The organism is Bacillus norwichensis (genome assembly GCF_014836955.1).
GTDB classification, from domain to species: domain Bacteria; phylum Bacillota; class Bacilli; order Bacillales; family Bacillaceae_C; genus Siminovitchia; species Siminovitchia norwichensis.
In genome coordinates, this window is record NZ_JACSPV010000005.1 from 60,717 (window position 1) to 86,029 (window position 25,313).

Below are 25,313 nucleotides of genomic sequence, written 5' to 3' on the forward strand. Positions count from 1 at the left end.
AGAACGAGCAGGTCACTGTTACTGGGAAAACCTCGAATAATTGGTATCAAATTAAGTTTAAAGGAAAAACGGGCTATATTAACGGCGCGTATCTGAAAGCTAAGCCTGTATCAAAACCGACATCGACAACTAACCAAATTAAGGTTGCAAAAGCCGGCGGCACTTTTATCGTTACAGCTAACTCTTTAAATGTTCGATCAGGGAACACTACTGCGTACAGTTCACTGGGATCTCTTAAAAAGAACGAGCAGGTCACTGTTACTGGGAAAACCTCGAATAATTGGTATCAAATTAAGTTTAAAGGAAAAACGGGCTATGTTAACGGCGCGTATCTGAAAGCTAAGCCTGCATCAAAGCCAACATCGACAACTAACCAAATTAAGGTTGCAAAAGCCAACGGCACTTTTATCGTTACAGCTAACTCTTTAAATGTTCGATCTGGGAACACTACAGCATACAGATCACTGGGGTCTCTTAAAAAGAACCAGCAAGTCTCTGTTACTGGGAAAACCTCGAATAATTGGTACCAAATTAAGTTTAAAGGAAAAACGGGCTATGTTAACAGCGCGTATCTGAAAGCTAAGCCTGCATCAAAGCCAACATCGACAACTAACCAAATTAAGGTTGCAAAAGCCAGCGGCACTTTTATCGTTACAGCTAACTCTTTAAATGTTCGATCAGGGAACACTACAGCGTACAGTTCACTAGGGTCTCTTAAAAAGAACCAGCAAGTCTCTGTTACTGGGAAAACCTCTAACAACTGGTACCAAATTAAGTTTAAAGGGAAAAACGGATTTGTTAACGGCGCGTATCTGAAAGCTAAGCCTGCATCAAAACCCGCACCGCAAACTAATCAAATTAAGGTGTCAAAAGCTAGCGGGACATACAAAGTCACTGCTAGCACATTAAATGTGCGTTCAGGAAACACTGCTTCCCACTCAAAGATCGGAAGCTTAACTCGTGGAAATAAAGTCAAAGTAACAGGCAAAACTTCAAACGGATGGTACCGTATAAACTTTAAAGGAAAAATTGGCTTTGTCAGTGGTCAGTATTTGAAACGATGAACTATTAAAAGACCTAACCTAAGCAGCAGTTGCTACTTAGGTTAGGTCTTTGTTTTTCATAAGGCATTTCGCACAAAAATAAAAAGCATAAGCCCGGATTGGTATATCCGTTCTCATGCTCTTTTTCTGCGTTCTACGCGTTGTGCCTGTTTCCCTTCCACGATGCGAAGGAGCGGTTTATAATCCTTGCTGACGAGGCCCACAACTTCTACAAAAATTTCGATGGCGATGATCAATATTACAAGCAATAGCAGCGATCCCCACACGGTCGACATGGAGAAGATGACGGCTGCCAAGCTGAACATTACGGCAATTCCGTAGATGAGCAACACACTCTGACGATGTGAAAAGCCAGATTTCAGCAGGCGATGATGCATATGATATTGATCGGGTGCCAGCAATGGTTTGTTATTGATCAACCTTCTTATGATTGCAAAGAAAGTGTCCGAAATGGGAACCCCCAAAATGATAACCGGAATAACCAAAGAGAAAAAAGTGATATTTTTAAATCCGAGCAATGAAAGCAGGGCAATCATGTAACCAAGGAACAATGCTCCTGTATCGCCCATGAATATTTTTGCCGGATAAAAATTGTAAACCAAAAAACCTAATGTGCTTCCCAAAACCATCATGGCAATGGTCAACACAAATAAATCCCCTTGTAAAAAAGCCATGAAGCTGACCGTTATAAGCGCTATGGAGGAAACGCCTGCCGCAAGGCCGTCCAATCCATCAATTAAATTGATGGCGTTTGTGATTCCGACAATCCAAAGGATTGTAATGGGGACGGTTAAGTAACCGAATTGCAGTTCTCCTCCGAACGGAAGGTTGATAAATTCAAGGTCAAAACCACCCATGATCGCCACGACTGCAGCTAATATCTGCCCTAACAGCTTATATTTTGGGGCGATGTCATATATGTCATCCAACATTCCAGTTGCGATAATGATCAAACTGCCGATGACCAAATAAATCATATGAGGATCCTGCGGCCTGAATATTAAGAGCCCAATCAGGAAACTAATATATATGGCCAAACCACCCAATCTGGGCATTAATGTTGAATGCACCTTCCTGTAATTCGGTTTATCTGTTATTTTAAATTTTAGCGCAAATTTTTTTACTAAAGGGGTTATTAAAACTGAGGCTATAAAACAAAGTATTAAGATTAAAAATTCCAACTTTGTACCCCTCCTTATATACAGGATTGCAAAAATTCATCCATCCTATCCAGGCCATTTTAAAGAAAAACAGCCAAAATAAGGCATAGCTAGTTTACTATATTAAAATACATCATAAAGCAAGTTTTCAACTAGACTTGAAGTCTACCTTCTTGAGCGCAGTACTTTCAGGATAAATAGTGGAAGGAACGCCATCCTTTTCCACCTTTGAGGCTGCTTGATCAAGCGATACAGCCATTCAACATTCAGCTTCCGCCAAAGTCCAGGTGCACGTTTAACGGTTCCCGAGAGTACATCGAAGCTCCCGCCCACTCCCATAAAAATACCTTTTTCAAACAAATGGAAGTTTTGGCTGATCCATCTCTCCTGTCTAGGAAATCCCAATGCAACAAATACCATGTCGGGATTTGAGCCTTTCACCATATCTACGATTTCTGGATCATTTTCGTTAAAAAAGCCATGGTGACAGCCGGCAATTTGAATGCCGGGGTATTCATGTTTTACATTGGCAATTGCTTTATTCAACACATCTTCCCTAGCTCCCAGAAAAAAAATTCGAAAGTGTTCCTCATTTGCTATGTTAAGCAATTCCTTCATCAAATCAAAACCCGGAATTCTCTCCGGAAGCGGATTTTTCAAAAGCTTGGCGCCCATTACAATACCGATGCCGTCAGGCATTATGTAATCTGCAGATTGAAGAATCTTTTTATATTGCGGATCACGTTGAGCATGCATTACAATTTCCGGGTTTGCCGTGACTATGAATGTTTTTTTATTTTCTTTTATAAGGCTTTTTAATGTGTTGACTGTTTCTGTTTTGGTTGTATGATCAAACTTGATGCCGAGTACGTCCACTTTTTTTGACATGATTTGCTCCATTATGAAATTCATCTGGACTGATGATCTATTATATCAAATTTTGCAGATAATTTGTTGATATTTTCTATAATATCAACAATTATTATACCACGGCCGTCAAATATAAAGGTTAAAATTTTATTTCAATTCTTTTTGTGCCGCTTATCACTATTCCATCTGGGGTCTGACCCCCAACACGTTAACGCATTAACGTAACGGGGGTCAGACCCCCTCAGAAGAGACTTTCCGGACGAATTCCAAGAACGTGTCTAATGCCTTAGTCCTGTAGGGACTTGAAGTTACAATGGAAAATTTCCTCGTGAAAGGAAGAGCGTCTACTTGAACCTTTTTTAATGTCCCAGCAGAGAGTTCTTTATTGATGGCCCATTGTGAAAGCAGGCTGATACCCAGGCCTGCCTCTACTGATTCTTTGATGAGTTGAATGCTTCCGAATTCCATCAAATGTTCAGGTGATATTTTTAACGACTCGAACATGTTGTCCGCCGCCTTTCTTGTGCCAGAGCCCACTTCGCGAACAATCCATCTTTCTTCTTCCAAGTCCTGGGGAATGATTTTTTTCATTTTGGCAAGACGATGGTCAGGCGCCGCCACTATGAACATGTTGTCCTCTGCGAATGGCTCGATCACCAACTTATCATGCTGAAAATCCCCTTCCACGATTCCCACGTCCATCTGATGCTTCGATACTAATTCAGCAATGTCACGAGTATTTCCAATTGAAATGGTCGGTGTAACCAACGGATGGTCCTCAAGCATTTTTGCAATGACGTGAGGCAGAATATATTCCCCGAATGTGTAGCTCGCTCCAATTGCGAGCGGGCCGCTCGTCTTGTTCGTCAGGTCATCGACAAGTCGCTGCATTTTTGTGTAAAGACCAATGATTTCCTTTGCATGGTCGTAAACAACCTCTCCTGCCTTGTTCAGCTTAACATATTTATTTGTCCGCTCCAGAAGCCGCGTCCCCACTTCGCGTTCAAAGGCTTGGATGTACTGGCTTACTGCAGGCTGAGTCATATGCAGCTCTTCCGCAGCCCGTGAAAAATTCTTCTTTTCTGCCACTGCAATAAACACTGCCAGTTGCTGATCCATATTTTAATCACTCTCCTTATCGAGGGTCTGACCCCCAACACGTTAACGCATTAACGTAGTGGGGGTCAGACCCCTTATAAGACCCCTTATATAATTTACTTATCATTACTATTATAATGATTTATTTTTCTTATACACTTAAATCCTTTATTCTAAAATCAAAAGACTGAATGGAAGGATGATCGGTTTGGGCATTTTAAAAGATAAAGGAGATGAAAGCAGAGCAATGGCTGAGAAAGCAGCTCCTTCACCTAAGAATCATTCAACCGGATTGTGGATCGGCGGAATCGCTTTTACTTTTTTCATTGCGTTCCTTGGCTTTTTATTAGCGAAGGCTCCTGGTTTCAGCTTGGTGGGACAGATGGCATCAGCGATTATGATTGCGGTTGCCTACAGGCAGTTGTTCGGGTATCCGAACGCTTTGAAGGCAGGAATCAATTTCTCATCTAAATTATTGTTGCGTGCAGCAATCGTTTTATATGGGTTAAAATTGAATATCCATACAGTCTTGGAAGATGGGCTCGGATTACTAGTACGTGATGTTGGAATTATCATCGTTGCGATTTTGCTGACCATGTGGTTGGCGAAAAAATTGAAGGCGAATCCGACAATCTCCCTGCTACTCGGAGTTGGAACCGGTGTGTGCGGAGCGGCCGCCATAGCGGCGGTGGCGCCCATTATCAATGCTGAGGACGATGATACAGCAATCAGTGTCGGAATCATCGCTTTGATGGGAACGATTTTCGGGATTGTGTATACGATTCTACGCCCGATTTTACCGTTATCGCCAGCAGAGTACGGCGCATGGACAGGGATGAGTCTTCATGAAATCGCTCATGTGGTCTTGGCTGGGGCGCCCGGCGGACAGGAAGCGCTTGGAATCGCACTGTTGGCCAAGTTGGGACGCGTCTTCTTATTGGTACCCCTCTGCTTTATTTTAATGTATTGGATGAAAACAAAAGCGGGAGCCAAGGCGACGAACGGAGCAAAGGTGGGCTTTCCTATGTTTTTGCTGGGGTTCATTGCGATGAGCTTGATTGGCACCTATGTGATCGGATCTGTTTTCGTTGTTCCGAATGGTGTGATGGAGGCAGTTGAAAGCGGCACGACCTGGCTGTTGACCGCCGCGATGGTGGGGCTGGGTTTAAACGTCAGTTTAATGGATGTAAAGAAGAAAGCTTTGAAACCGTTGATTGCGATGGGCATCGCGTCAGTTGTGTTGTCAATCATGGCGTTTGTGTTAGTGTAAAGAGGATTTTAGCGGGGGCGAACTTGTTTGTGTATGGACGAGAATAGAAGCATCTTTATAAAATTGCACACACATTGCATCACAGACAAATTTCCTCTCCAATAGTCAGCCAACATTTGGACTATTTTTTTACAACACAAATGAAAGAGGAGCGAGCTCGGCCGCCCCTCCCTTCTCCTACATTGGGCGCGCCTTCAGCAGCCCATTCGCTTTGTTGATTGTTTCCTTATATTCCAGTTCCACTTTTGAATCATGAACAATTCCGGCACCAGCCTGCAAATAAGCACGGTCATTTTTGATCACCAACGAGCGGATTGCGAGCGCGAAGTCGACGTCCCCATTGGCATTGACGTATCCGAGTGCGCCGGAGTAAACGCCTCGCTTTACGTCTTCCAATTCGTTGATGATTTGCATAGCCCGCACCTTTGGTGAACCAGAGACAGTTCCGGCTGGCAAACATGAGATCAATGCATCAAGTCCGGTTTTTCCTTCGGCCAGGGTTCCTTCTAATTCAGAGACGATATGCATGACATGGCGATAGAATTCAATTTTCATTTCCTTGACAACCTGAATGGTTTCGGGTACGCAAATTTTCTCCATATCCTCACGGCTCAAATCAATGAGCATGCGGTGCTCAGATAGCTCCTTTTCATCGGACAAAAGCTCTACGGCAAGCGCCTTATCCTCTTCCTCGGTCCGTCCTCTCCGCCGAGTTCCCGCAATAGGATTGGTGCTCATCTGTTGTCCTTTCGATTTGATGAAACTTTCGGGCGAAGCGCCCAGCACAACATACTCTCCAAAATCGACAAAGAACATATATGGAGAGGGATTAGAGTTTCTGAGTACCCGGTAAAAATGAAATGGATTTGCCTTCACTTTTCCGCTCATCCTTTGGGAAAGGACAACTTGCTCCACTTCGCCAGCCAAGACGTAATCTTTTGCCTTTTGGATCCTTGCCATAAATTCTTCTTTTTCTAACTGCGGCTGGAATTCAATTTCATATGCTTCCAAGGATTCATCCACTTTCCCTTTAAAAATTTGGCTCTCGATTTCCGCGACCCGTAATTCGAGCTGTTCTTCCGAACGCTTTCCATCCAAATCAATGGCAAGGATATAGATAGACTGTGCAAGGTGGTCAAATACAATGACGTCTTCGTAGACTAGAAAATGGATGTCCGGCATCCCGATCTCGTCTTCCAAGACTCCACCGATATCTGCATATTGCCGAATCGCATCATACCCTACATAACCAACGGCTCCTCCGTAAAACGGAAACGGGAGATCCGCTTTAACTTTCGGCAGGACCTTCTGCAGTGTTTTGAGCGGCAGGCCAGCTTCTTTTAGCAGTTCCTTTCCATCTGAAGAAATGACCTTTGCAATCTCACCTTCCGCTGTAAATTCCTTGATCGGATTGACGCCGATAAATGAATAGCGTCCCTGTTCATTATGTTTGAGAGAACTTTCCAGCAAGAACTTTTTCGTTCCTTCCAGCCGCAAAAAGACTGTGATTGGCGTTAACACGTCTGCATTTAACTTTGTCATTTTCATGCTTATATTTTTTGCTGTTGTATTCAATGTCCATTTTCCTTTCTTTTTTAAGCTTTTTTGGGGTCTGACCCCCAGTACATTAACGCGGTACCGTATTGGGGGTCAGACCCCCCAATGATGATCCCCAATGAAAAAAGCCCTCGAACAAGCATCGTTGCTTGCTCGAGGGCGATCATAACCGCGGTACCACCTCGTATTGGAGAATGAATTCTCTCCATCTTATTCAGACACGGGAAAAATGCCCATACTTTTCCGATGTCCTATCCATATAACGGTGGAATTCCGTGTTTCCCTACTACTGTTCAGGAAACAGCTCGCAAGTCCATTCTGCCCGAGTTTTGCGCACCGGATTCACACCAACACCGGCTCTCTGTATGCGAAAATGCTCAGACGTACTCCTCTTGCTCAACGCGATTGCTGTATTGAATTTTGTTCGTTAAAAGACAAAAAGGCCCCTCATCCGAAAGGACGAGGGACCGCGTTGCCACCTTTTTTAGCTTCATAAAAAGCTCTCTCAAGTACGCACGAAACTTCCATGCGTGTTCCCATATAACGACGGGATGTTCGTCAAAGCCTACTGCTGAACGGATCAGGTTCGGTTTGAAAGCTCGGAAGCCCATTCCCCTGACGCTCCACACTGGTTTGCACCAACCACCAGCTCTCTGTTTGTTTCACGGAGGGTACTCTTCTTCGTCGACGCTGAATCTTCGAAAGTTCATTTTGATTGTATTGATAATATAAAAATTTGTCCGTAATGTCAATATATTTTTTTATTTCTTATCAGGAAGATCGCAGCTTCCATCCGAACAGGCTGCACCTTGTGAATCGCTCCCCGAAAGATCCTGCAGAACAGGTGTTGAATGTTCTTCTTGCCATACTTTTTCAAGTGCACTCAGAAACGTTTCAGTCGGCTGCGCACCGGAAATTCCATATTTTTGATTAATAACAAAAAATGGGACCCCCCGAACGCCCATTTGCTGAGCAACCTGTTCATCTCCGCGAACCTCATCAGCCAAAGCTGTTTCATCCGCTAAAAAAGACAGTGCCTCATTACGGTCGATGCCTGTTTCCTCAGCAATATCTGCAAGCATTTCATGGTCACCTAAATGTCTGGACTCAGTGAAATGCGCATACAGTAGCTTTTCTGCCAGTTGCTTATCCATATTTTTTGTTTTTGCAAAATGAGTCAGGCGGTGTGCATCGAATGTATTCGTTGGAATCATCTTATCAAAATTGAATGTCAATCCTACTTCTGAAGCCTGCTGACCAACACCCTGGTTCATTCGTTTCGCCTCATCAACGCTTACGCCATATTTATCTGAAAGCATTTCGTGAATATCTTGATTTAAATCACGCGGAGAGTTTGGATCTAGCTCATAGCTTTTAAATTGGACCTCTACTTGCTCTCGATGAGGAAATTTTTCCAAAGCCTGCTCCAACCGACGCTTCCCGATATAACAAAACGGACAGGCATAATCTGACCAGATTTCAATTTTCATATTTAGCACCCCTTTTTATAAGAAGAGTATCTTAAATATAGTCCGCCTACAATTTTTTTGCATCGTAGCTTCCCAGAATACGCACATTGTGGCCGTATGTACGCAAAATAGTAATTGCTTTCTGCATATTGACCTCTTGCACGCCCATTTGAGCTTCAACAAAAAAGCGATATGTTCCAAGCTTCTTCTTCGTAGGACGCGATTCGATCCACGACAAGTTGATATCTAACGATGAAAAGACGTTCAGAATGATTGCGAGCAAACCAGGTCTGTCCTCCCCAGGCGTGATAAGCAGCATCGATTTGAGGGACTTCGAAACTTCAGGTTTTTCGTTCGTGACGATTAGGAACCTAGTTGAATTGCCTTCGAAATCCTGGATATTTCTTTTAGCAATCTCAAGTCCAAATGTGTCAGCCGCCAGCTCTGACGCAATGGCACCCGCGTTTTTGTTATTAGCTTTAACAAGAGATTCCGCCGCATTCGCCGTGCTGCTGAAATGCTTCGTCTTCGCCTGGAGCTTCCGGGTAAAATCCCTACACTGGGCAAGAGCCGGGCCAATCGACCAGATTTCACTGATATCATCGACATCCGCCCCTTCTACCGTTAACAAATGAAGGGCAATCGGTAAAATGGCCTCTCCTTCGATCCATACATCATGATTAATCAAGCCGTCCGTTGTCATTGTGATTGTGCCTTCAATCGCATTTTCAATCGGTACAATCCCCTTATTCACTTCATGCTCCGCCACCGCTTCGAGCACATCGACAATCCCGTCGTACATCACGAGCTCCGTGCCATCAGTCGGAAAAAAGCGTAACGCAGCTTCTTCTGAAAAAGTCCCCTTCGGACCTAAATACGCAACCTTCAAATTAAATACCCCTTTAATGAAAAATTGAATGGAGAAACCTCCTGCTCAAGCTCCTTCGTCTTACGAAACCTGATTAAGCTGTGATCCTTAAAAAAAGTGACTAGCGCATCCGCTAATTACATGATCAAGAGGTGAGACAAATGCAAGCGTTCAACCAGAGAATTTTATAAAATTCATACTTTTATGTATGAGTTCTTCCAGAAGTTGAGCAAGATGCAGTCATACTGAACCTCGAAATCCACGAGTACTTATGCGGGAGTTCTTCAAATCTGCGCTTAGTTGATTACATATGTTCATACTCGTGATCAAGGGCTTCCTCAGCCACTCGGATTCCTGGGTAAAATTGCGCAGGTTATGCTCGGGTTCTCCCTGTAATTGTTCATGCTTCTATGCACAAGGTAACTCGACGTATGCATTTCTTGAACAAGCAACTCACAGCTTCCCTTCCCGGTCTGTGAAAATAATTCCACACGACGTTGCAAACTGCCTGCGCTTAATCTCTAAGCGCTCCATCTCTATCTCGAAATAGTTCCTTATTAGAAAGAAGTTCCGGCTTACAACCGGAACTTACCACTTTTTTATTTGCTTAATGCGTCTGTCAAAGTTGGGACGATCTGTTTTTTGCGAGAGACGACACCTTTTAATACGCATAGGTTTTGATCCAATGATACGTTGAATGCCTGCTCGACGCTTTGTGCCGCTTTTCCGCTGGCAATTGCTGTAGAGTCGTTTGTCAAAATGTCTGTAACGACAAACAGGAACAGGTCCAATCCGCGTTCTTCCACTGCACGCTCCATCGCCTCTTCAATTTCAGGTTTGCGTGCAAGGATCTCCTCAACACCGATAGCATTCACTTGTGCAATTTCAACTTTGGCTTGTCCCATTTGGAATGGCTTCGCATCCAGTGACAACAATTCTTCCGCTGTTTTGTCGCTAACGTCCGCTCCCGCTTTCAGCATGTTCATTCCATATTCTTCTGGATCCACACCTGCGATTTCAGCAAGCTCGCGGGCAGCCTGAACGTCGCGCTCCGTGCAAGTTGGAGATTTAAAAAGAAGAGAGTCTGAAATGATCGCTGACAATGCGAGCCCTGCAATGTCTTTTTCGATTTCCACACCGTTTTCTTCATACATTTTTTTCAAAATGGTTGCTGTACAGCCAACAGGCTCCACACGGAAGTAAAGCGGTTCGCTTGTTTCAAAGTTAGCGACACGGTGGTGGTCAATGACCTCGACTACTTGGACTTTTTGAATGTCATCTGCACTTTGCGGGCGTTCGTTGTGGTCAACCAGAATGACCTTGCTTACTTCATTCGACACTGTGCTCACTTCACGCGGCGCTTCCGCGTTAAACGTCTTAAGCGCGTATTCCGTTTCACCATTCACAGCTCCGAGGCGGACCGGTTCTACGTTTTCTCCTAACTTTGTTTTTAAATCAGCATAGACAAGCGCTGAACAAATGGAATCTGTATCAGGATTTTTATGACCGAAAATGAGAATTTTTTCCATGACTCTACTCCTTGTTTTCTGATGATTTTTTATGATAACTATTTTAACATATCAAGGTATCTTAGTGTTAAAATGACAAGGTGAGGAGGCGTGTACATATGAAAAAATGGTTCGGAATGTTGTTATTGCTGATTAGTATTGTGTTAATCACCGGCTGCAACAAGGAGCCGAAGCCTGAAGAACGTTTCACAGCTTATGTTCAAGAATGGAATAAGCAGAATTTTGATAAGATGTATGATTATCTCTCCGAAGAGGCGCAGGAAAAGGTTTCAAAGAAAGATTTTACGGATAGATATAAAAAAATCTACAGCGATTTGCAGATAAAAAACTTAAAAGTGGACTTCAAGGCTCCTGAAGAAGTGGAGGAAAAGGATGGAATCGTCAAATTTCCTTTTCATGTAAAAATGGACAGTCTTGCAGGCGAAATCGCGTTTGACCATACCGCTGTGTTGAAAAAAGAAGAGCGGGACGATGCTAAAAGCTGGTTTGTGAACTGGGATACGGCATTTATTTTTCCAAATCTGGAAGAAGGCGACAAAATCAGTCTCCCGACTACTCCAGCCAAACGCGGCGATATCGTTGATAAAAACGGGGCAGACCTTGCTGCGACTGGAAAAGTGACCGAAATCGGTATTATCCCTGGCGAGATGGGCGACGATGAGGAAAAAATCATCAAGAAAGTTGCCGACTTGCTTGGGTTGAGCGAGGAAAAGATCACAAAAGACCTCTCTGCCTCCTGGGTTGAACCGGAACACTTTGTACCCATCAAAAAAATTCCGGGTGATGCCAATGATTTATTGGAAAAACTTACAGCCATCCCTTCTGTCAATAATCGCACTGTCCAAGCACGGGTGTACCCGCTTGGTGAAGCAGCTGCCCATTTGATTGGGTATGTGGGGCCGATTACAGCCGAAGAGCTGGAAAAAGCAGACAGTCAATACCAAAGCTCGGATGTGATTGGAAAAAGAGGTTTGGAGCAGGTTTTTGAAAAGAAGCTGAAAGGCGAAAGTGGCGTTAAAATTGTCATCAACAAGAAAGATGGAACGGAAGAAGTGTTAGCGGAAAAAGAAGTCAAAGATGGGGAAGACATTCAGCTGACAATTGATGCCGGTGTTCAGAATAAAATTTTTAACGAATTAAAAGACGAAACAGGAACGGCTGCCGCACTTAACCCAGTAAGCGGTGAAACACTCGCGTTGGTGAGCAGCCCAAGCTTCGACCCTAATACATTGTCATTGGGTGCGACGGCAAAGGATTGGGAGAAAATCGAAAAGAATAAGAAAGAACCGTTAATGACCAGATTCAAAAATGGCTACGCACCAGGTTCTGTGATGAAACCGATCACGACGGCGATCGCACTTGAAGCGGGCGCGGTTGATTGGAACAAAACATATGATATCAAGGGATTGTCCTGGCAAAAAGATTCTTCGTGGGGGGGTTATTCCGTAACAAGAGTCTCTGACACGAACGGAGCGGTTAATCTGGAAAAAGCGCTCGTACTCTCAGATAATATTTTCTTTGCAAGGACTGCATTAGACCTTGGTAAAGATAAGTTTGTGGCAGGATTGAAGACTTTCGGGTTTGAAGAGGATATCCCAGACTATGCTTTCCCGCTGGAACAATCGAAAATTGGTAAAATTGATACGGACATTGCATTGGCTGATTCTTCCTATGGACAGGGACAGATTGAAATGACCATCGTCCATTTGGCAACAGCATATACCCCCCTTATGAATAAAGGAAATATGATCCAGCCTACCTTAGTAAAAGGTGAGACGGATGGTGCTATCTGGAAAAAAAGCGTCATGAGTGAAAAAACTGCAGCAGATATTCAGAATGCCTTGCTGAAAGTCGTCGAGGACCCGAAAGGAACGGCACGCGGTGCCAAAATCGCTGGTAAGCGAATTGCTGGAAAAACCGGCACTGCTGAGTTAAAGGCAAAACAAGGTGAAAAAGGAAAAGAGAATGGCTTCTTCGTAGCTTATGATACAGAAAAACCAGACATGCTAGTGGCCATGATGGTCGAAGACGTTTTGGGCCGGGGTGGTTCAAAGCCGGCAGTAGATCGAGTGAAAAAAGTGTTCGAAAAATAAGAGGGTGGTACGACCGCGAAAGGCAGTCCTTGGGGACTGCCTTTATTTAATATGAAACGAAGGATGGATGCGGGGGGCTTGGATGCGGGGGTCTGACCCCCACTACGTTAATGCGTTACCACTTTAATGTTCTGGGGGTCAGACCCCAAAAATAAGACCCCAAAAATACGAAACAATCAATTACCGGACGCCCCGCGTCCGGTTTCCTCTTTTTTCGATCTATGATTTTTTTATAAAAACTTTCCAATCGACACCAGTTCCAATTTTGTATTTTTTGGCAAAGGATTGCTGGTTGATAGCGACTGCTACGTTGTCAAGCGAGTTGATATAAATCAACGACTCCCCTTTTTCAGTCGCGGCGAAGGATCTCCCATAGACCATCTCCCTCTCAAATACGATGGCGGATTCGTGTTCGATCGTAATTTTTACTAAATCACCATACTGAACCTGCAGGTCGATCAGTAAAGAGCGACTGATGTTTGTCCATACATTTCCATAACGCACATCGAGAACATCAATGATTCCATGCAGCACTCCATCCGACATGTTGGCATCCATGGAAGGAAGCATAACGAGGTTTTCCAGATCAATCTGCGACCCCACCTGTTCAAAGCTGATGACTCCCGCAGCTAGCCGCGCACCTGTGTAGGCATAAATATCCCTACCATGAAACGTATGGGATGCGCCAGAATTCGGCAGACGGTTGACCTTTTCATCAATCATCCTCATTTCAGTGATCCCGATTTCTTTATTGATATGCGTGAGCGTCCCGTTATCCGGCGTAACGACAAAGTGATTGGATGCAGTTCGAGCGACAACGCTGTTGCGGTCGGTTCCCACTCCTGGATCCACGACCGAAACAAAGACTGAGTTTTCCGGCCAATAAGCAATTGTCTGCAGCAGCCGGTAAGAACCCTCCCATATATCAAATGGGGGAATTTCATGAGTGAGATTATAGATTTTCAGGTTCTGGTTTACAGAATTAGCCACTCCATACATGGCACTGACCGCACCATCACCTAAGCCAAAATCCGATTGAAGTATTAAAGGGTTGCCCACCGTCTTCTTCCTCTCTTATTATGAAATTTCGAATAATTTTTGGTTGAAAAATATTGATACGAATAATACGCTATCTTAATACACACATCGCTCTTTGTCAAAGCTCTCTGTAGTTTCATCCGGAATTGGAAGGGGAATAACAAATAAGCGACAAAGACACGGGGGTTTGCCGCTGTTCTTCCTTCGGTTACATCAGCCGAAACCTTTTACCGCAATGCGGGGGAATCTTATGAAAAAAGCGAGTTTCCATTCAAACAAGTCTGTGGAAAAATAGTCCACTCTCCCAGAAAGGGTGTGCGAATTCCACAAGCAAGTTCGTTACTCCACGTTTTCTCCTATCAGGTACCTCTATTTCATTTCCTTTGGAAAAAAGAAAAAACGCCTTCCAGCGTTTTTTCGGCTTATGAAAGCTCCAACATACGATCGAGCGCCAACTTTGCGAATTTTGCTGTTTTATCGTCTACTTCAATCACATTGTGCTCCTCGCCCTCGGCAATCGTTTCGAGACACCAAACAAGGTGCGGGAGGTCAATCCGATTCATCGTCAAACACGGGCACATATGCGGATTCAATGAAATGATATGCTTGTCGGGATGATCCTTAATGAGACGATTCACCAGATTCATTTCTGTTCCAATCGCCCAGGCAGATCCTGGATCCGCATTTTCGATCACCTTGATAATATAGCTTGTTGACCCATTCATATCTGAAAGTGCGACGACTTCACGTGAGCATTCCGGATGGACAAGTACCTTCATTTCGGGATGTTTGCTCCGAACATCTTCGATATTTTTCACTGTAAAATTCTCATGAACAGAGCAATGCCCTTTCCATAGCAGAACTTTTATTTTCTCAACAGGTCCGTCGAACTCCAGTTCATCCGTGATCGGATTCCAGACGGCCATTTCATCCAGACCTACGCCCAAGTTGTATGCCGTGTTTCGTCCGAGATGCTGGTCCGGTAAAAACAAGATTCTATCTTTTTGCTCAAAAGCCCAGCGAACCATCTCTTCGGCGTTGGACGAAGTGACAGTTGCACCGCCATTTTCCCCAACGAATGACTTGATTGCAGCGGTCGAATTGACATAAGTGAGTGGAAGAATCGTATCTCCAAATATGGCAGTCAGCTTTTCCCACGCACGCTCAGTCTGATAAATGTCGGCCATGTCCGCCATTGAGCAGCCCGCACGCATGTCCGGCAAATAGACTTTTTGTTCCTTTGTTGTCAGGATATCCGCCGTCTCCGCCATAAAATGGACGCCGCAAAATACGATGTGTTCCGCTTCTTCGTTCTTTTCACAAAGCTGTGCAAGCTGCAGCGAATCGCCAGTAGCATCGGCAAATTGGATGATTTCATCCTTTTGATAATGATGTCCAGGAATATAAAGCTTGTTTCCAAGTGCAGCCTTCACGGCGCGCACCCTCTTCTCAAGCTCCTCCGTTGACATGTTTCGATACTTTTCCGACAGCACATTTGTCTGCTTTTCCAACGTTTGAAAAATACTCATACCTCTATATTCCTCCCTCATTATAAAATAAGCAGGCTTCGCTGCTCCGCAGTAGTTTGCTCCCCTGAAACGGTCCGGCGGTTCTGCCGGATAGTAAAGTGCACAAAGTGGATAGTATTCTTGAATTTCGGATAGTCATTCCGGAAACTCGACAGTTTTTCTGGATTTCGGATTGTATTTACGAAAACTGGATAGTATTCTTGAACTTCGGATTGTATTTACAAAAACCAGACAGTATTCTCGAACTCCGGATAGTCATTCCGGAAACTCGACAGTTTTTCTGGATTTCGGATTGTATTTACGAAAACTGGATAGATTTCTATACTTCGGATAGTATTTACACAAACTCAGGAGTATTTCTGATTTCCGAAGAGTAATTTGTGTATCACCGAGTTTTTTCATCCCTTAAATCTCGCTCCACCGCTCAATCTCCGATCTTTACCTTTGCGCTTATATCCAGCGCAGAAACGGAATGGGTCAAAAATCCAAGCGAAATATAATCGACGCCCGTGTCGCGATACGATACGAGGTTCTCCATTGTGATTCCACCGGAGGCCTCTGTCACAATACTTTCCGGGATCAGTTCAATCCACTCCCGAATTTCTTCTGGGGTCCTATTGTCGAACATGATGACATCCGCCTTTGCAGCTACGGCTTCGAGCACCATTTCCTTCGTTTCGGTTTCGACTTCGACTTTGACCATATGTCCCGACTTTTCCCGAACGGCTGCCACCGCGCCAGCAATTGATCCAGCGAATGCGATGTGGTTGTCTTTTAGCATGGCCCCATCGTACAAACCGTAGCGATGATTTTGTCCCCCGCCGCAACGGACAGCGTATTTTTCGAGCATCCTCAAACCTGGGGTTGTTTTCCTTGTGTCGCAAATTTTCGTATGCTCACTGCCCAGTGCTTCAACGGCTTGCTTCGTTTTTGTTGCAATACCGCTCATTCTCTGAACTAGGTTCAGAATAACTCGTTCCCCCTTTAACAAACTGGATACCGATCCTTTTACGGTTACAAGCACCTGCCCTTTCTCAATTTTCTCTCCATCACAGACAAAGATTTCATATTGCAGTTCTGAATCAAGAAGCGGATAACCTGTCCGGATGATCTCTTCTCCACAAAATATGCCGTTGTCTTTTGCAATAAAATGGACTTCGCCTCGCTGCCCATCTCCAAATATTTGGCTCGTGACGTCACGGTCTCCAATATCTTCAAGAAAAAAGTGCTCAAGTTGCAACCGCAGTTTCAATTTGTTCATTGTTTTCATTCCTTTTCTGGATGATTTGCCTACCAATCCAGTCATGATTTTTTTCACAAGGGTGGTCACTGCGAAAATGCCCTCCCCTGCTTTCCGTTCTTTTTATTGCTGCATCTGTAATCAACCATGATGTAATCAACATGGACACCCGTATCAATTCTTCGAACGTGAAGTGCCCAAGGTCCATATTCAGCCATTCTTCTATTTGAAAGCCTTCCAGCCAATGCTTTTGTTTGAGCAAACCCTCTTCAGTCCGGACAATCCCTGCATTGTCCATCATGGTTCGTTTGATATCTTTGATTTCCGGCAGCCGCATGTCATGATTATTGACCTTGCCGATCGGACGCCTATTTTCCGGAAATTCAGCGGTCCTAAGGTCCATTTCATCTTGTTCGCCGCTCTCATTTATCCATTCGGACAATTTCCCCCCCATAAAAAGTCCTTCCAGCAATGAGTTGCTCGCTAAGCGGTTTGCCCCATGTAAGCCTGTGCAGGCCACCTCACCAATAGCATATAATCCTTTGATGCTTGTTCGTCCAATGAGATCGGTTTTCACACCACCCATTAAAAAGTGACTTCCAGGTGCAACAGGTATCCGCTTCTTCCAATCTACGTGATTTCTTTCACACAAGGTGGTAATCGTCGGGAACCGCTCAGCAAAATGCTCTATTGTAGATACATCCAAATAAATTTGCTTTTCTTCACGTAAATAGTCGTAAATCGTCTGGGCAACAATATGTCGCGGCGCAAGATTTCCCATTGGGTGGACGCCTTCCATAATCGCGATGCCATCCTCAGTAACGAGACTCCCGCCATCTCCTCGGACAGCTTCTGAAATCAAGCCATGAGTTTTTCCATTTAAATAAAGAAGAGTCGGGTGAAATTGGATAAATTCCATGTCGGCGATTTCCGCCCCCGCTTTATATGCCAGTGCAATACCATCACCCGTTACAGTCTCGGCATTGGATGTGTGATGGTATAATTGGCCACACCCTCCTGTTGCTAGAACAATATGATCCGCAAAAAACGATTTGATGCTTCCATCTGCGCTTTTTCCTTTTGCTCCGATGCATCGGTTACGGGAATCTATGATTAGATCAAATACAATTGTATTTTCGATGATTGTAAATTTATCTGCTACAGCGGACTCAAGATGCTCCATGATGCGTTGACCTGTTGCATCTCCACCTCCATGGACGATTCGATGTTCACTGTGGGCACCTTCCATTCCAAGCAGTAACCTGCCTTCTTCATCTATATCAAACCGGCAGCCTTCAGCCCAAAGCTCATTCACCAATCTAGGCGCAGCCTTTGTCACCTTCAACACTGCGGTCCGGTCATTATGGAATCGTCCGGCTTCTAGTGTATCGGCATAATGACTGTCAAAATGATCATTTTTTCCAATAGCAGCGGCTACTCCTCCCTGTGCCAGGTTGGAATTTCCATTCTTTAAAAACGACTTTGTGATGATTATCACATTCTTTTCGTCACGAATGCGCTTCGCCAATTGCAAAGCGGCCACTCCGCTTCCGATAATAAGAACATCCGCTTTTTTCATCATACGCCTCCTGGTATTTACAGGTGTCTTGACACCTATATTTACATAGAATTACACTTATGACAAGAGTTATTTTTAAAATTAAAAGAAAGCAGGTTTGCCAGATGAAATATTTCGATTATGCAGCCTCTTGTCCGCTCGATCAGGAAGCAGCGGAAGTCTATATAAAAGCCGCATCCACGTACTACGGAAATTCAAGCAGCCTTCATGATATAGGTGATCAGGCAAATGAGCTTTTGGAATACAGCCGGGCACAGTTCGCCCGATTTTTCGGCGTATCAAAAGACGGAGTTTTTTTTACAAGCGGCGGGTCTGAAGGAAACTTTTTGTCCATCCAAACATTATTGACAAGCAAGGAAAAAAAAGGAAGGCACATCATCACTGGGATGGCAGAACATTCCTCTGTTTTAAACTCACTGGAAAAACTACGACAGGCAGAGTGGGACATCACAATGCTCCCCTTGGCTTCGGACGGCCGGATTGACGTTGATGCATTCCTAGATGCTGTCCGCGAAGATACAGTCCTAGTGAGCATACAGCATGCCAATCCTGAAATTGGAACGCTACATCCAATTGAAGAAATCGGCCAGATGTGTCGGGAAAACGGGATACTTTTTCACAGTGACTGTGTCCAATCTTTCGGTAAGATGGACTTGAGTACGATAGCTCATTCGGTTGATGCCCTGACGATCTCCAGCCACAAATTTTACGGACCAAAAGGAGTTGGAGCAGTATATTTGAATCCTGCTTTGCGATGGGACCCCTATGTTCCTGGTACTACGCACGAAGGTGGATTTCGTCCTGGAACAGTGAACGTGCCAGGAATTGCAGCCATGGCAGCAGCCGCAGAAAAAGCGGTTAGTCGATTGGATGTTTTCAGTGAGCACTACAAGGTCTTAAGGAAAGAATTTATAAAATCGCTTGATTCTATCCTGAAAAAGTGCACCATCTATGAGGCGGACTTGCCTTCAACGATCGGCATGAGAGTGGCTGGACTGGAAGGTCAGTTGATCATGAATGAGGCAAACCTACGCGGATTTGCTATCTCGACAGGAAGCGCCTGCCAAGTGAGCATGCAGACACCATCAAAGACAATGGTCGCACTTGGAGTTGAAGGGAAAGCAGCAAAAGAATTCATCCGAATTACGCTGGGACGAGAAACGGAAGTTGAGGATGTAAGACAGCTTGGCGAGGCACTTGTACAAATTGTTCGTGAAAACTTATAGCATCACATGTTGATGCAAAGTATTTCTGAAGTCGATGATTCGGAACTTCAGTTTTATCATTCTGTTATATATCACAATGACAGCATTCGGCCTTTCCGAATGCTTTTTCTTTTTTAAAACAAAAATAATCTGCACCGTCTCAACTGAAACAGGCAGATTATGGGAATTTTTTATATAGTTTTTTCAATTTTTATTACTCCTCTGTTTTACTTAGGCAACGCTCACACTCATTAAAATAGCATTCATGCATTTCATTCATTTCTTCACCGCACTGGCAACACTGTTTAGCAGAAATGTTTCTGTAAAATTCAATTGGCATCATTTTTGATGGCCTCCTTTGTTGTTGTTGAATACATTGTATTATAACAGATTAATAATGTCAACACCTGTTATATATCTATTTTTATGACATTCTAAAAGATATGAGCAGAAACTTAATTAGAAAGGCACTATCCACAGAGCAAGTTTTCTAATATAATTGTTTGCGATATGAGAATTTTAGGGGGAATTATCTTTGAAGCGTTTATTGCCTGCAGTGCTTGCGGCTATCCTTGCTATTTGGGCACTGCCATTATCCGCTTTCGCGGCGGTGGATCCGAAAGATCCAGAGTTTCAAAAATACTTAAAAGAAATCGGAATGTCCGAGAAAGATTTTGTTACATACTTTGAGGATGTCCATGATTTCACGCTAGAAGATTTCGATTCTGTTAAAGAGATAGAAGAATACTTGGGCGAACCAATAAATAAAGAGAACTTGAACGCCCTACTTGCTGATTACAGCATGACAAAGAAAGAATTGGAACAACTTCTTGCGGAAAACGGAATGTCTTTGAATGATTTTGTTTTTATAGAAGATCTAGAGATTGAAATCTTCTATTTGGCTGTTGACTCAATCGACGAAGAGATGATCATTGAAGCCCTTGCTGGCTTTGGTCTTACAACTGACGAAATGCAAAGATTGGAGGCCCACCTGGACAAAGTAGTAGAAAACACTGATGAAGAAGCCTTTTTAGCCAAACTTTTGAACGTAGGGGATCGTTTGATGGAATTTCCAGAATTTGATAGTGCTTCTGAGTTAACTCCAGGTCAGATCGCTGAACTGCTCAGCATCTGGGATGACCTCTTAAATCTCCTTCAACTAAAAGTAGATTACTATTTAGTTAAAGATGGTGTTGAAACACCGGTTTCCTTATCAGCATTAATCCAAATGGATACAGTTGACGGTGCTGATTTGCTTATAAAAATTTATTCCAAAGACGGTCAATTCTTAGCCGACCTACTGATCACAAAAGAGATGTTCGGTTCTGACATTCTAAATAATACCGGCCAAAAAATAAACAAAGTAGAAGCGGCCGTAAAAACTTCTTCTGGAAAGCCAGTAGCCAAAAAGATTAAAGGTGAAAAACCTGTAATCAACACCGTTAAGGGCGAAAAGCCTGTAGTTAAGACCATTAATGGCGGAAAACTTCCAAATACAGCAGGGGGCTACCTTCCTCAGGCTGTTGCGGGACTTGCACTTATTGTCTTAGGTGCCTTCTTATTCCGTAAATTTATAGTAAAAGGTGCATGATGAAACGATTTATTCTTCTTGCAGCGGCAGTTGGATTGATTGGATTTGGTACTTGGCTTTCCGGGACGAATGCCTTTAAATTTTTGACGGGGTATATGATTTTTACCGTGAATAAAGCCAGTTCAGAACCTGCACCCGTCAAACAAGAAGAAACACCTCCTCCCGTAAAAGTTGAGCGGGATACAAAAACAGTTATTTATGACGAACGCCCTGAAGAAGGCGAGATCATAGGCGATTTGATCATCCCCAAGTTGGATGCAACATTGCCAATCTATCACGGAACAGATGAAGACGAGCTGGAGAAAGGTGTCGGCCATTATGCCGGCAGCGTACTTCCCGGAGAAAAAGATAACTCAGTCCTGTCCGGACACCGAGATACAGTCTTCCGAAGGCTTGGAGAAGTGGGAAAAGGTGATCTACTGATTGTCACTACCTCCAAAGGTGAATTCACCTACAAAGTTCGGAAAGTCCGGATTGTGGATGCGGACGATCGAACTGTGATCGTTCCGAAGCCTCGCGCCACATTGACCGTCACCACCTGCTATCCGTTTCGCTATATTGGTGATGCACCAGACCGCTATATCTTGATTGGTGATCTGATTGAAAGTAAAAAATCTGAAGGATAAAGAGCCGCGCCGGTTGGTGCGGCTTTTTTATAAGAGAGTTGGGATCAGCCGGAGGAAGGGTATCCCTTCCCGGCTGCTCCCAACTCAAACTCAGTAAAAAATCCTCCTGGATGATGGAGGATTGCTATTTTCTATATGCAGTAGATTGACACTGATCTAGTGCTTATATGAACCCAAACATCATCATTTCTAAAGTGTGGATTGTGCTCTCAAGTATGAATCGTCTGTTTTTCTTTTTTCGTTGAGGATTTTGTTCCTGGCGATTCCCCCATGATTGAAGTGCTGTGCTGCGGTTGGAGCCTGGCTTTTGGATCTATGTGCATTTTCGCATTACTTACTGCGACTGGAGCCTCTCCGAAACCGGTGGCAATTAATTTTACCTTTCCTTCGTACATACAGATATCTCCGACTGCGTAAATTCCTCTAATATTTGTCTCCATTTTTGAATTGACTACGATTGAGTTTTTTTCAATAACCAGGCCCCAGTCCTTGATAGGGCCGAGAGAAGAAACAAAGCCATAATTAACAATCACATCATCCACTTCGACCACCTCCTTGTGGTCACTTCCTATCTCCTCCAGGATTATTTGCTCTACTTTATGCCCACCGATTATTTCCACTGGAACATACGGCGTTCGAATCTCCACTTTTGAATTTCGCAGTTGTTCAACGCTGTGCTCATGAGCCCGAAATTTATCCCGCCTATGTACTATCGTTACACTGTTGGCAATGGACTCAAGCATCAGCGACCAATCGACCGCAGAATCGCCTCCCCCAAACAAAATGACCCGCTTGCCAGCAAACTGATTCATATCTTTTATATAATAATGAAGGTTTTCATCTTCATACTTTTCAGCCCCTGTTAACTGCAGCTTCCTTGGTTGGAAAGCACCATTTCCTGCTGTAATAATGATTGTTTTCGTATAATGAATCTCTGTGTTCGTTGTTATTTTAAAGTTTTCATCGCTCTGTTTTTCGACCAGTTCGACTGACTGCCCCAAACAAATAACAGGTTCAAATTGATTCATTTGCCTGCACAGATTGTCAACCAGATCCTGCGCACTCACTTTTGGAAACCCCGCAATATCATATATATTTTTTTCAGGATAAAGAGCTGCTAACTGACCGCCCAACTGTGGCAAACTCTCAATAATTTTCACTGACATCTGCCTCATTCCTGCGTAAAAAGCTGTAAAAAGCCCAGCAGGCCCGCCACCAATAATCGTTAGATCAAATACTTCTTTATCTTGTATCACTCACTTCACCCCTTTAATTCAACAATCATCTCAATCTCGACGGGCGCCCCGCCTGGCAAGGAGGCCAATCCGATTGCTACACGGGCATGCTTCCTTACTTCTCCAAAAATATCATTTAACAACATCGAAGCAGCATTGATTACTTTCGAATGTTCAGTAAAGTTATTGGTCGAGGCTACATAGCCATTGATCTTGACAATTCTCTCGACTTGATTCAGATCTCCAACTAGCACTTTTAAAGCACCTAATAGATTGATGATACAAATCCTAGCTGCATCCTGAGCTTCCTCGATATTAATCGAAGGTGTGCCCAAAATTCCGGTGTATCTTTGTTCACCATTAACCCTGGGAGTCTGTCCTGATAATATAACAGTTTTTTCTGAGACAACGCCCAACGCATAAGACATGGCATCATCATTTAGTTCGGGTAAAGTGATATTTAATTCCTGCAATCTGGCTTCAATCGACATTCCTGTTCCTCCGTTTTTTTATAAAATTACTGATTTTTTCGAGCCCCTGCTATAACAGGCGGCAACAACTACCGACCCCATTCTTCCTAATTGTAAAATTCTCTCTCCTCCGCGCGACTCTGTTTCCTCGCCACCAAATATCCGCTCACTATAATTCCCATGAACACTGTCCAAAATATGGCTGTCCATGTAAATGATTCCGGGAAATAGACATCCAGTATGCCGACATTTTTATGTGAAAGTGTTAGTACCGCCAGCTTTACACCTACCCAACCAACAAGTAGAAAGGCTGCGGATTCAAGAACCGGAAATCTTTGAAGCAACCGAACAAAGGCTACTGCCGCAAACCGCATCATGATCACTCCAATGACACCACCTATAAATACAACAAGAAACTTCCCTCCATCCATACCGGCTACTGTAAATTTTCCAAGTGGTGTCAATGTTACTGCCAAAGCAACCGCAGCTAGCATGGAATCCAAGGCAAACGCAATATCAGCTAATTCCACTTTTATAACGGTTATCCAAAACGAAGAGCCTTTTCCCTCCTTCAGATTGTCCTTTCCCTTTGTTCTCTCTATAAAATGATTAATACATAAGTATATTAAATAGGCCGCACCAATTGCTTGCACCTGCCAAATGTTTACCAATGCTACGATGATAAACAGCGCTGCAAACCTGAATATGAAGGCACCCACCAGACCGTAAAACAGTGCTTTTTTCTGTTTTTCTCTGGGTAAGTGTTTTACCATTACTGCTATCACAACTGCGTTATCCGCTGCCAGAATTCCTTCCAACCCTATTAGAATCAATAAGGTCCATCCGTATTCCAATAGAATGGTAATATCCAAACAAATGGCCCCCTATGATGTAACCTTTTCATATTTGTCCGGATCTCCTTCAAATGATTCTTCGGCAATACGAATGGAGCCGGATGGACATTCCTCAAATGCATCCTGAACATCTTCTATGAAATCCTCCTCTACCTGGACGCACCCTCGATTATCATCTGCCATCACAAAGGCCAATCCCTCTTCATCGTAGTCGTATACGTCCGGTGCTAAATCACCGCATGAACCACAGCTAATACAAGTTTCTCTATTGACAATTGTAAATAAAGGCATGACCTGTCTCCTCCTGTAATCAATGATTTTTTCGGCTGCGAAATGAGGGGTTATTTTGGCAAATAGTCTTTTCACAGTGACATCGTAACCCTCACATATTATTTAACCCTGGCCTTTTTCTTTTCTTCATGATGAAACCTTCTACATTCAAAATGCAATTTAACGATTGCATCCCTTTCACAAAGGGAACATTTCATACGGCATCTAGGCTTACTAACATGAGGGGCTTTGGCAAACTCGACAGCTTCTTTTAAATGATCGATACAGACCCACATCTTGCTCCCTCCACATTCTTTTTGCCATCCGCAGATTACTTCACTTTAGAAGGCTTCTTATCCAGTTTATCCGGTTTCCTTTTCTTCACCTGTTTCGTGACTTCCATGTCCCAGGCAACAGCTACATCCTGATCTTTTATGAACGTCTGGCACCCAAGGCGATACCCCTTTTCAATCCATTCTTTCCCCAGTTTTCTTTGTTCTTGCCTCGTTATCTTATCTAGATGTTCCTCTCCCTCCACTGGCTTAAAAACACAAGTTCCACAAATTCCTCCCCCGCAAAGATTCGGAAGCTCACCATCATATCGAAGGGACATCCGAAGAATATTAGAATTGTCCGGGACATCGAAGGTTTTGTCACTGTTCACGAAATGAATTTTTGGCATATTATTACTCCTCCCC

23 protein-coding genes and 2 other annotated features are annotated in these 25,313 nt (G+C 43.7%); of the genes, 6 read left to right on the forward strand and 17 right to left on the reverse strand.

Annotated elements, in window-relative coordinates:
* Positions 1 to 1,064 (forward strand): SH3 domain-containing protein (locus tag H9631_RS04320; protein WP_191810275.1); only part of this gene is annotated, 1,064 nt, incomplete at its 5' end.
* Between the two features lie 113 nt (positions 1,065 to 1,177).
* Here H9631_RS04320 and H9631_RS04325 read toward each other — a convergent pair.
* The 3 genes from H9631_RS04325 to H9631_RS04335 form a co-directional block, all read right to left on the reverse strand.
* Positions 1,178 to 2,245, reverse strand: a complete 1,068-nt coding sequence (locus H9631_RS04325; RefSeq protein WP_191810277.1) for a glycosyltransferase family 4 protein — start codon at positions 2,243 to 2,245, stop codon at positions 1,178 to 1,180.
* Positions 2,246 to 2,389: 144 nt separating this feature from the next.
* Positions 2,390 to 3,112: a WecB/TagA/CpsF family glycosyltransferase gene (locus tag H9631_RS04330; RefSeq protein ID WP_191810279.1), complete on the reverse strand. Its 723-nt coding sequence runs from the start codon at positions 3,110 to 3,112 to the stop codon at positions 2,390 to 2,392.
* 213 nt (positions 3,113 to 3,325) lie between these two features.
* Positions 3,326 to 4,213, reverse strand: coding sequence for a LysR family transcriptional regulator (locus H9631_RS04335; RefSeq protein WP_191810281.1), 888 nt, complete (start codon positions 4,211 to 4,213; stop codon positions 3,326 to 3,328).
* 226 nt (positions 4,214 to 4,439) lie between these two features.
* Between H9631_RS04335 and H9631_RS04340 the strand changes: the two genes are divergently transcribed.
* A complete protein-coding gene (locus H9631_RS04340) occupies positions 4,440 to 5,462 on the forward strand; it encodes a YeiH family protein (protein ID WP_191810461.1) in 1,023 nt (340 codons plus the stop codon).
* A gap of 177 nt (positions 5,463 to 5,639) precedes the next feature.
* Here the strand turns inward: H9631_RS04340 and trpE are convergent, their stop codons facing one another.
* From trpE to H9631_RS04360, 4 genes are all read right to left on the reverse strand, one after another.
* Positions 5,640 to 7,037: an anthranilate synthase component I gene (gene trpE, locus H9631_RS04345; protein ID WP_225220857.1), complete on the reverse strand. Its 1,398-nt coding sequence runs from the start codon at positions 7,035 to 7,037 to the stop codon at positions 5,640 to 5,642.
* A gap of 134 nt (positions 7,038 to 7,171) precedes the next feature.
* Positions 7,172 to 7,428, reverse strand: a binding site (T-box leader).
* 43 nt (positions 7,429 to 7,471) lie between these two features.
* Positions 7,472 to 7,716 (reverse strand) — a binding site (T-box leader).
* Between the two features lie 64 nt (positions 7,717 to 7,780).
* Positions 7,781 to 8,509, reverse strand: coding sequence for a DsbA family oxidoreductase (locus tag H9631_RS04350; RefSeq protein ID WP_191810283.1), 729 nt, complete (start codon positions 8,507 to 8,509; stop codon positions 7,781 to 7,783).
* A 46-nt stretch (positions 8,510 to 8,555) separates the two neighbouring features.
* The gene (gene pheA, locus H9631_RS04355) at positions 8,556 to 9,377 is read right to left on the reverse strand and encodes a prephenate dehydratase (protein WP_120119363.1); all 822 of its coding nucleotides are present in this window, start codon (positions 9,375 to 9,377) and stop codon (positions 8,556 to 8,558) included.
* A 578-nt stretch (positions 9,378 to 9,955) separates the two neighbouring features.
* A complete protein-coding gene (locus H9631_RS04360) occupies positions 9,956 to 10,885 on the reverse strand; it encodes a manganese-dependent inorganic pyrophosphatase (protein WP_191810285.1) in 930 nt (309 codons plus the stop codon).
* Positions 10,886 to 10,983: 98 nt separating this feature from the next.
* On the opposite strand from H9631_RS04360, the gene H9631_RS04365 reads away from it, so the two are divergent.
* Positions 10,984 to 12,978, forward strand: a complete 1,995-nt coding sequence (locus tag H9631_RS04365; protein WP_191810287.1) for a penicillin-binding transpeptidase domain-containing protein — start codon at positions 10,984 to 10,986, stop codon at positions 12,976 to 12,978.
* Positions 12,979 to 13,197: 219 nt separating this feature from the next.
* On the opposite strand, the gene H9631_RS04370 is transcribed toward H9631_RS04365, so the two are convergent.
* From H9631_RS04370 to nadB, 4 genes are all read right to left on the reverse strand, one after another.
* Positions 13,198 to 14,037, reverse strand: coding sequence for an SAM hydrolase/SAM-dependent halogenase family protein (locus H9631_RS04370; RefSeq protein ID WP_191810289.1), 840 nt, complete (start codon positions 14,035 to 14,037; stop codon positions 13,198 to 13,200).
* Positions 14,038 to 14,438: 401 nt separating this feature from the next.
* The gene (nadA, locus tag H9631_RS04375; protein ID WP_120119358.1) at positions 14,439 to 15,545 is read right to left on the reverse strand and encodes a quinolinate synthase NadA; all 1,107 of its coding nucleotides are present in this window, start codon (positions 15,543 to 15,545) and stop codon (positions 14,439 to 14,441) included.
* Positions 15,546 to 15,969: 424 nt separating this feature from the next.
* On the reverse strand, positions 15,970 to 16,806 hold the full coding sequence (gene nadC, locus H9631_RS04380) for a carboxylating nicotinate-nucleotide diphosphorylase (protein WP_191810291.1): 837 nt from the start codon (positions 16,804 to 16,806) through the stop codon (positions 15,970 to 15,972).
* Positions 16,775 to 18,364, reverse strand: a complete 1,590-nt coding sequence (nadB, locus tag H9631_RS04385) for an L-aspartate oxidase (RefSeq protein WP_191810293.1) — start codon at positions 18,362 to 18,364, stop codon at positions 16,775 to 16,777. The genes nadC and nadB overlap by 32 nt, the downstream gene beginning before the upstream one ends.
* A 104-nt stretch (positions 18,365 to 18,468) precedes the next feature.
* Between nadB and H9631_RS04390 the strand changes: the two genes are divergently transcribed.
* A complete protein-coding gene (locus H9631_RS04390) occupies positions 18,469 to 19,590 on the forward strand; it encodes an IscS subfamily cysteine desulfurase (protein ID WP_191810295.1) in 1,122 nt (373 codons plus the stop codon).
* A 193-nt stretch (positions 19,591 to 19,783) separates the two neighbouring features.
* On the opposite strand, the gene yhfH is transcribed toward H9631_RS04390, so the two are convergent.
* Entirely contained in the window at positions 19,784 to 19,912 is a 129-nt protein-coding gene (yhfH, locus tag H9631_RS04395) for a protein YhfH (protein WP_191810296.1), read from the reverse strand.
* Between the two features lie 192 nt (positions 19,913 to 20,104).
* On the opposite strand from yhfH, the gene H9631_RS04400 reads away from it, so the two are divergent.
* Both H9631_RS04400 and H9631_RS04405 read left to right on the forward strand, forming a co-directional pair.
* Positions 20,105 to 21,160, forward strand: coding sequence for a processed acidic surface protein (locus tag H9631_RS04400; protein WP_191810298.1), 1,056 nt, complete (start codon positions 20,105 to 20,107; stop codon positions 21,158 to 21,160).
* Positions 21,160 to 21,786 carry a class D sortase gene (locus H9631_RS04405; RefSeq protein WP_191810300.1) on the forward strand — a complete coding sequence of 209 codons (627 nt, stop codon included), beginning with the start codon at positions 21,160 to 21,162 and terminating at the stop codon, positions 21,784 to 21,786. The genes H9631_RS04400 and H9631_RS04405 overlap by 1 nt, the downstream gene beginning before the upstream one ends.
* Before the next feature lie 209 nt (positions 21,787 to 21,995).
* On the opposite strand, the gene H9631_RS04410 is transcribed toward H9631_RS04405, so the two are convergent.
* The 5 genes from H9631_RS04410 to H9631_RS04430 form a co-directional block, all read right to left on the reverse strand.
* A complete protein-coding gene (locus tag H9631_RS04410) occupies positions 21,996 to 23,042 on the reverse strand; it encodes an NAD(P)/FAD-dependent oxidoreductase (RefSeq protein WP_191810302.1) in 1,047 nt (348 codons plus the stop codon).
* A 5-nt stretch (positions 23,043 to 23,047) separates the two neighbouring features.
* Positions 23,048 to 23,512, reverse strand: coding sequence for a RidA family protein (locus H9631_RS04415; protein WP_191810304.1), 465 nt, complete (start codon positions 23,510 to 23,512; stop codon positions 23,048 to 23,050).
* 86 nt (positions 23,513 to 23,598) lie between these two features.
* A complete protein-coding gene (locus H9631_RS04420; protein ID WP_191810306.1) occupies positions 23,599 to 24,363 on the reverse strand; it encodes a TerC family protein in 765 nt (254 codons plus the stop codon).
* A 12-nt stretch (positions 24,364 to 24,375) separates the two neighbouring features.
* Positions 24,376 to 24,636 (reverse strand): ferredoxin, encoded by a 261-nt coding sequence (locus H9631_RS04425; RefSeq protein ID WP_191810308.1) that lies wholly within the window; start codon positions 24,634 to 24,636, stop codon positions 24,376 to 24,378.
* 310 nt (positions 24,637 to 24,946) lie between these two features.
* Positions 24,947 to 25,297 (reverse strand): 2Fe-2S iron-sulfur cluster-binding protein, encoded by a 351-nt coding sequence (locus tag H9631_RS04430; protein ID WP_191810310.1) that lies wholly within the window; start codon positions 25,295 to 25,297, stop codon positions 24,947 to 24,949.
* Positions 25,298 to 25,313 lie beyond the last annotated feature (16 nt).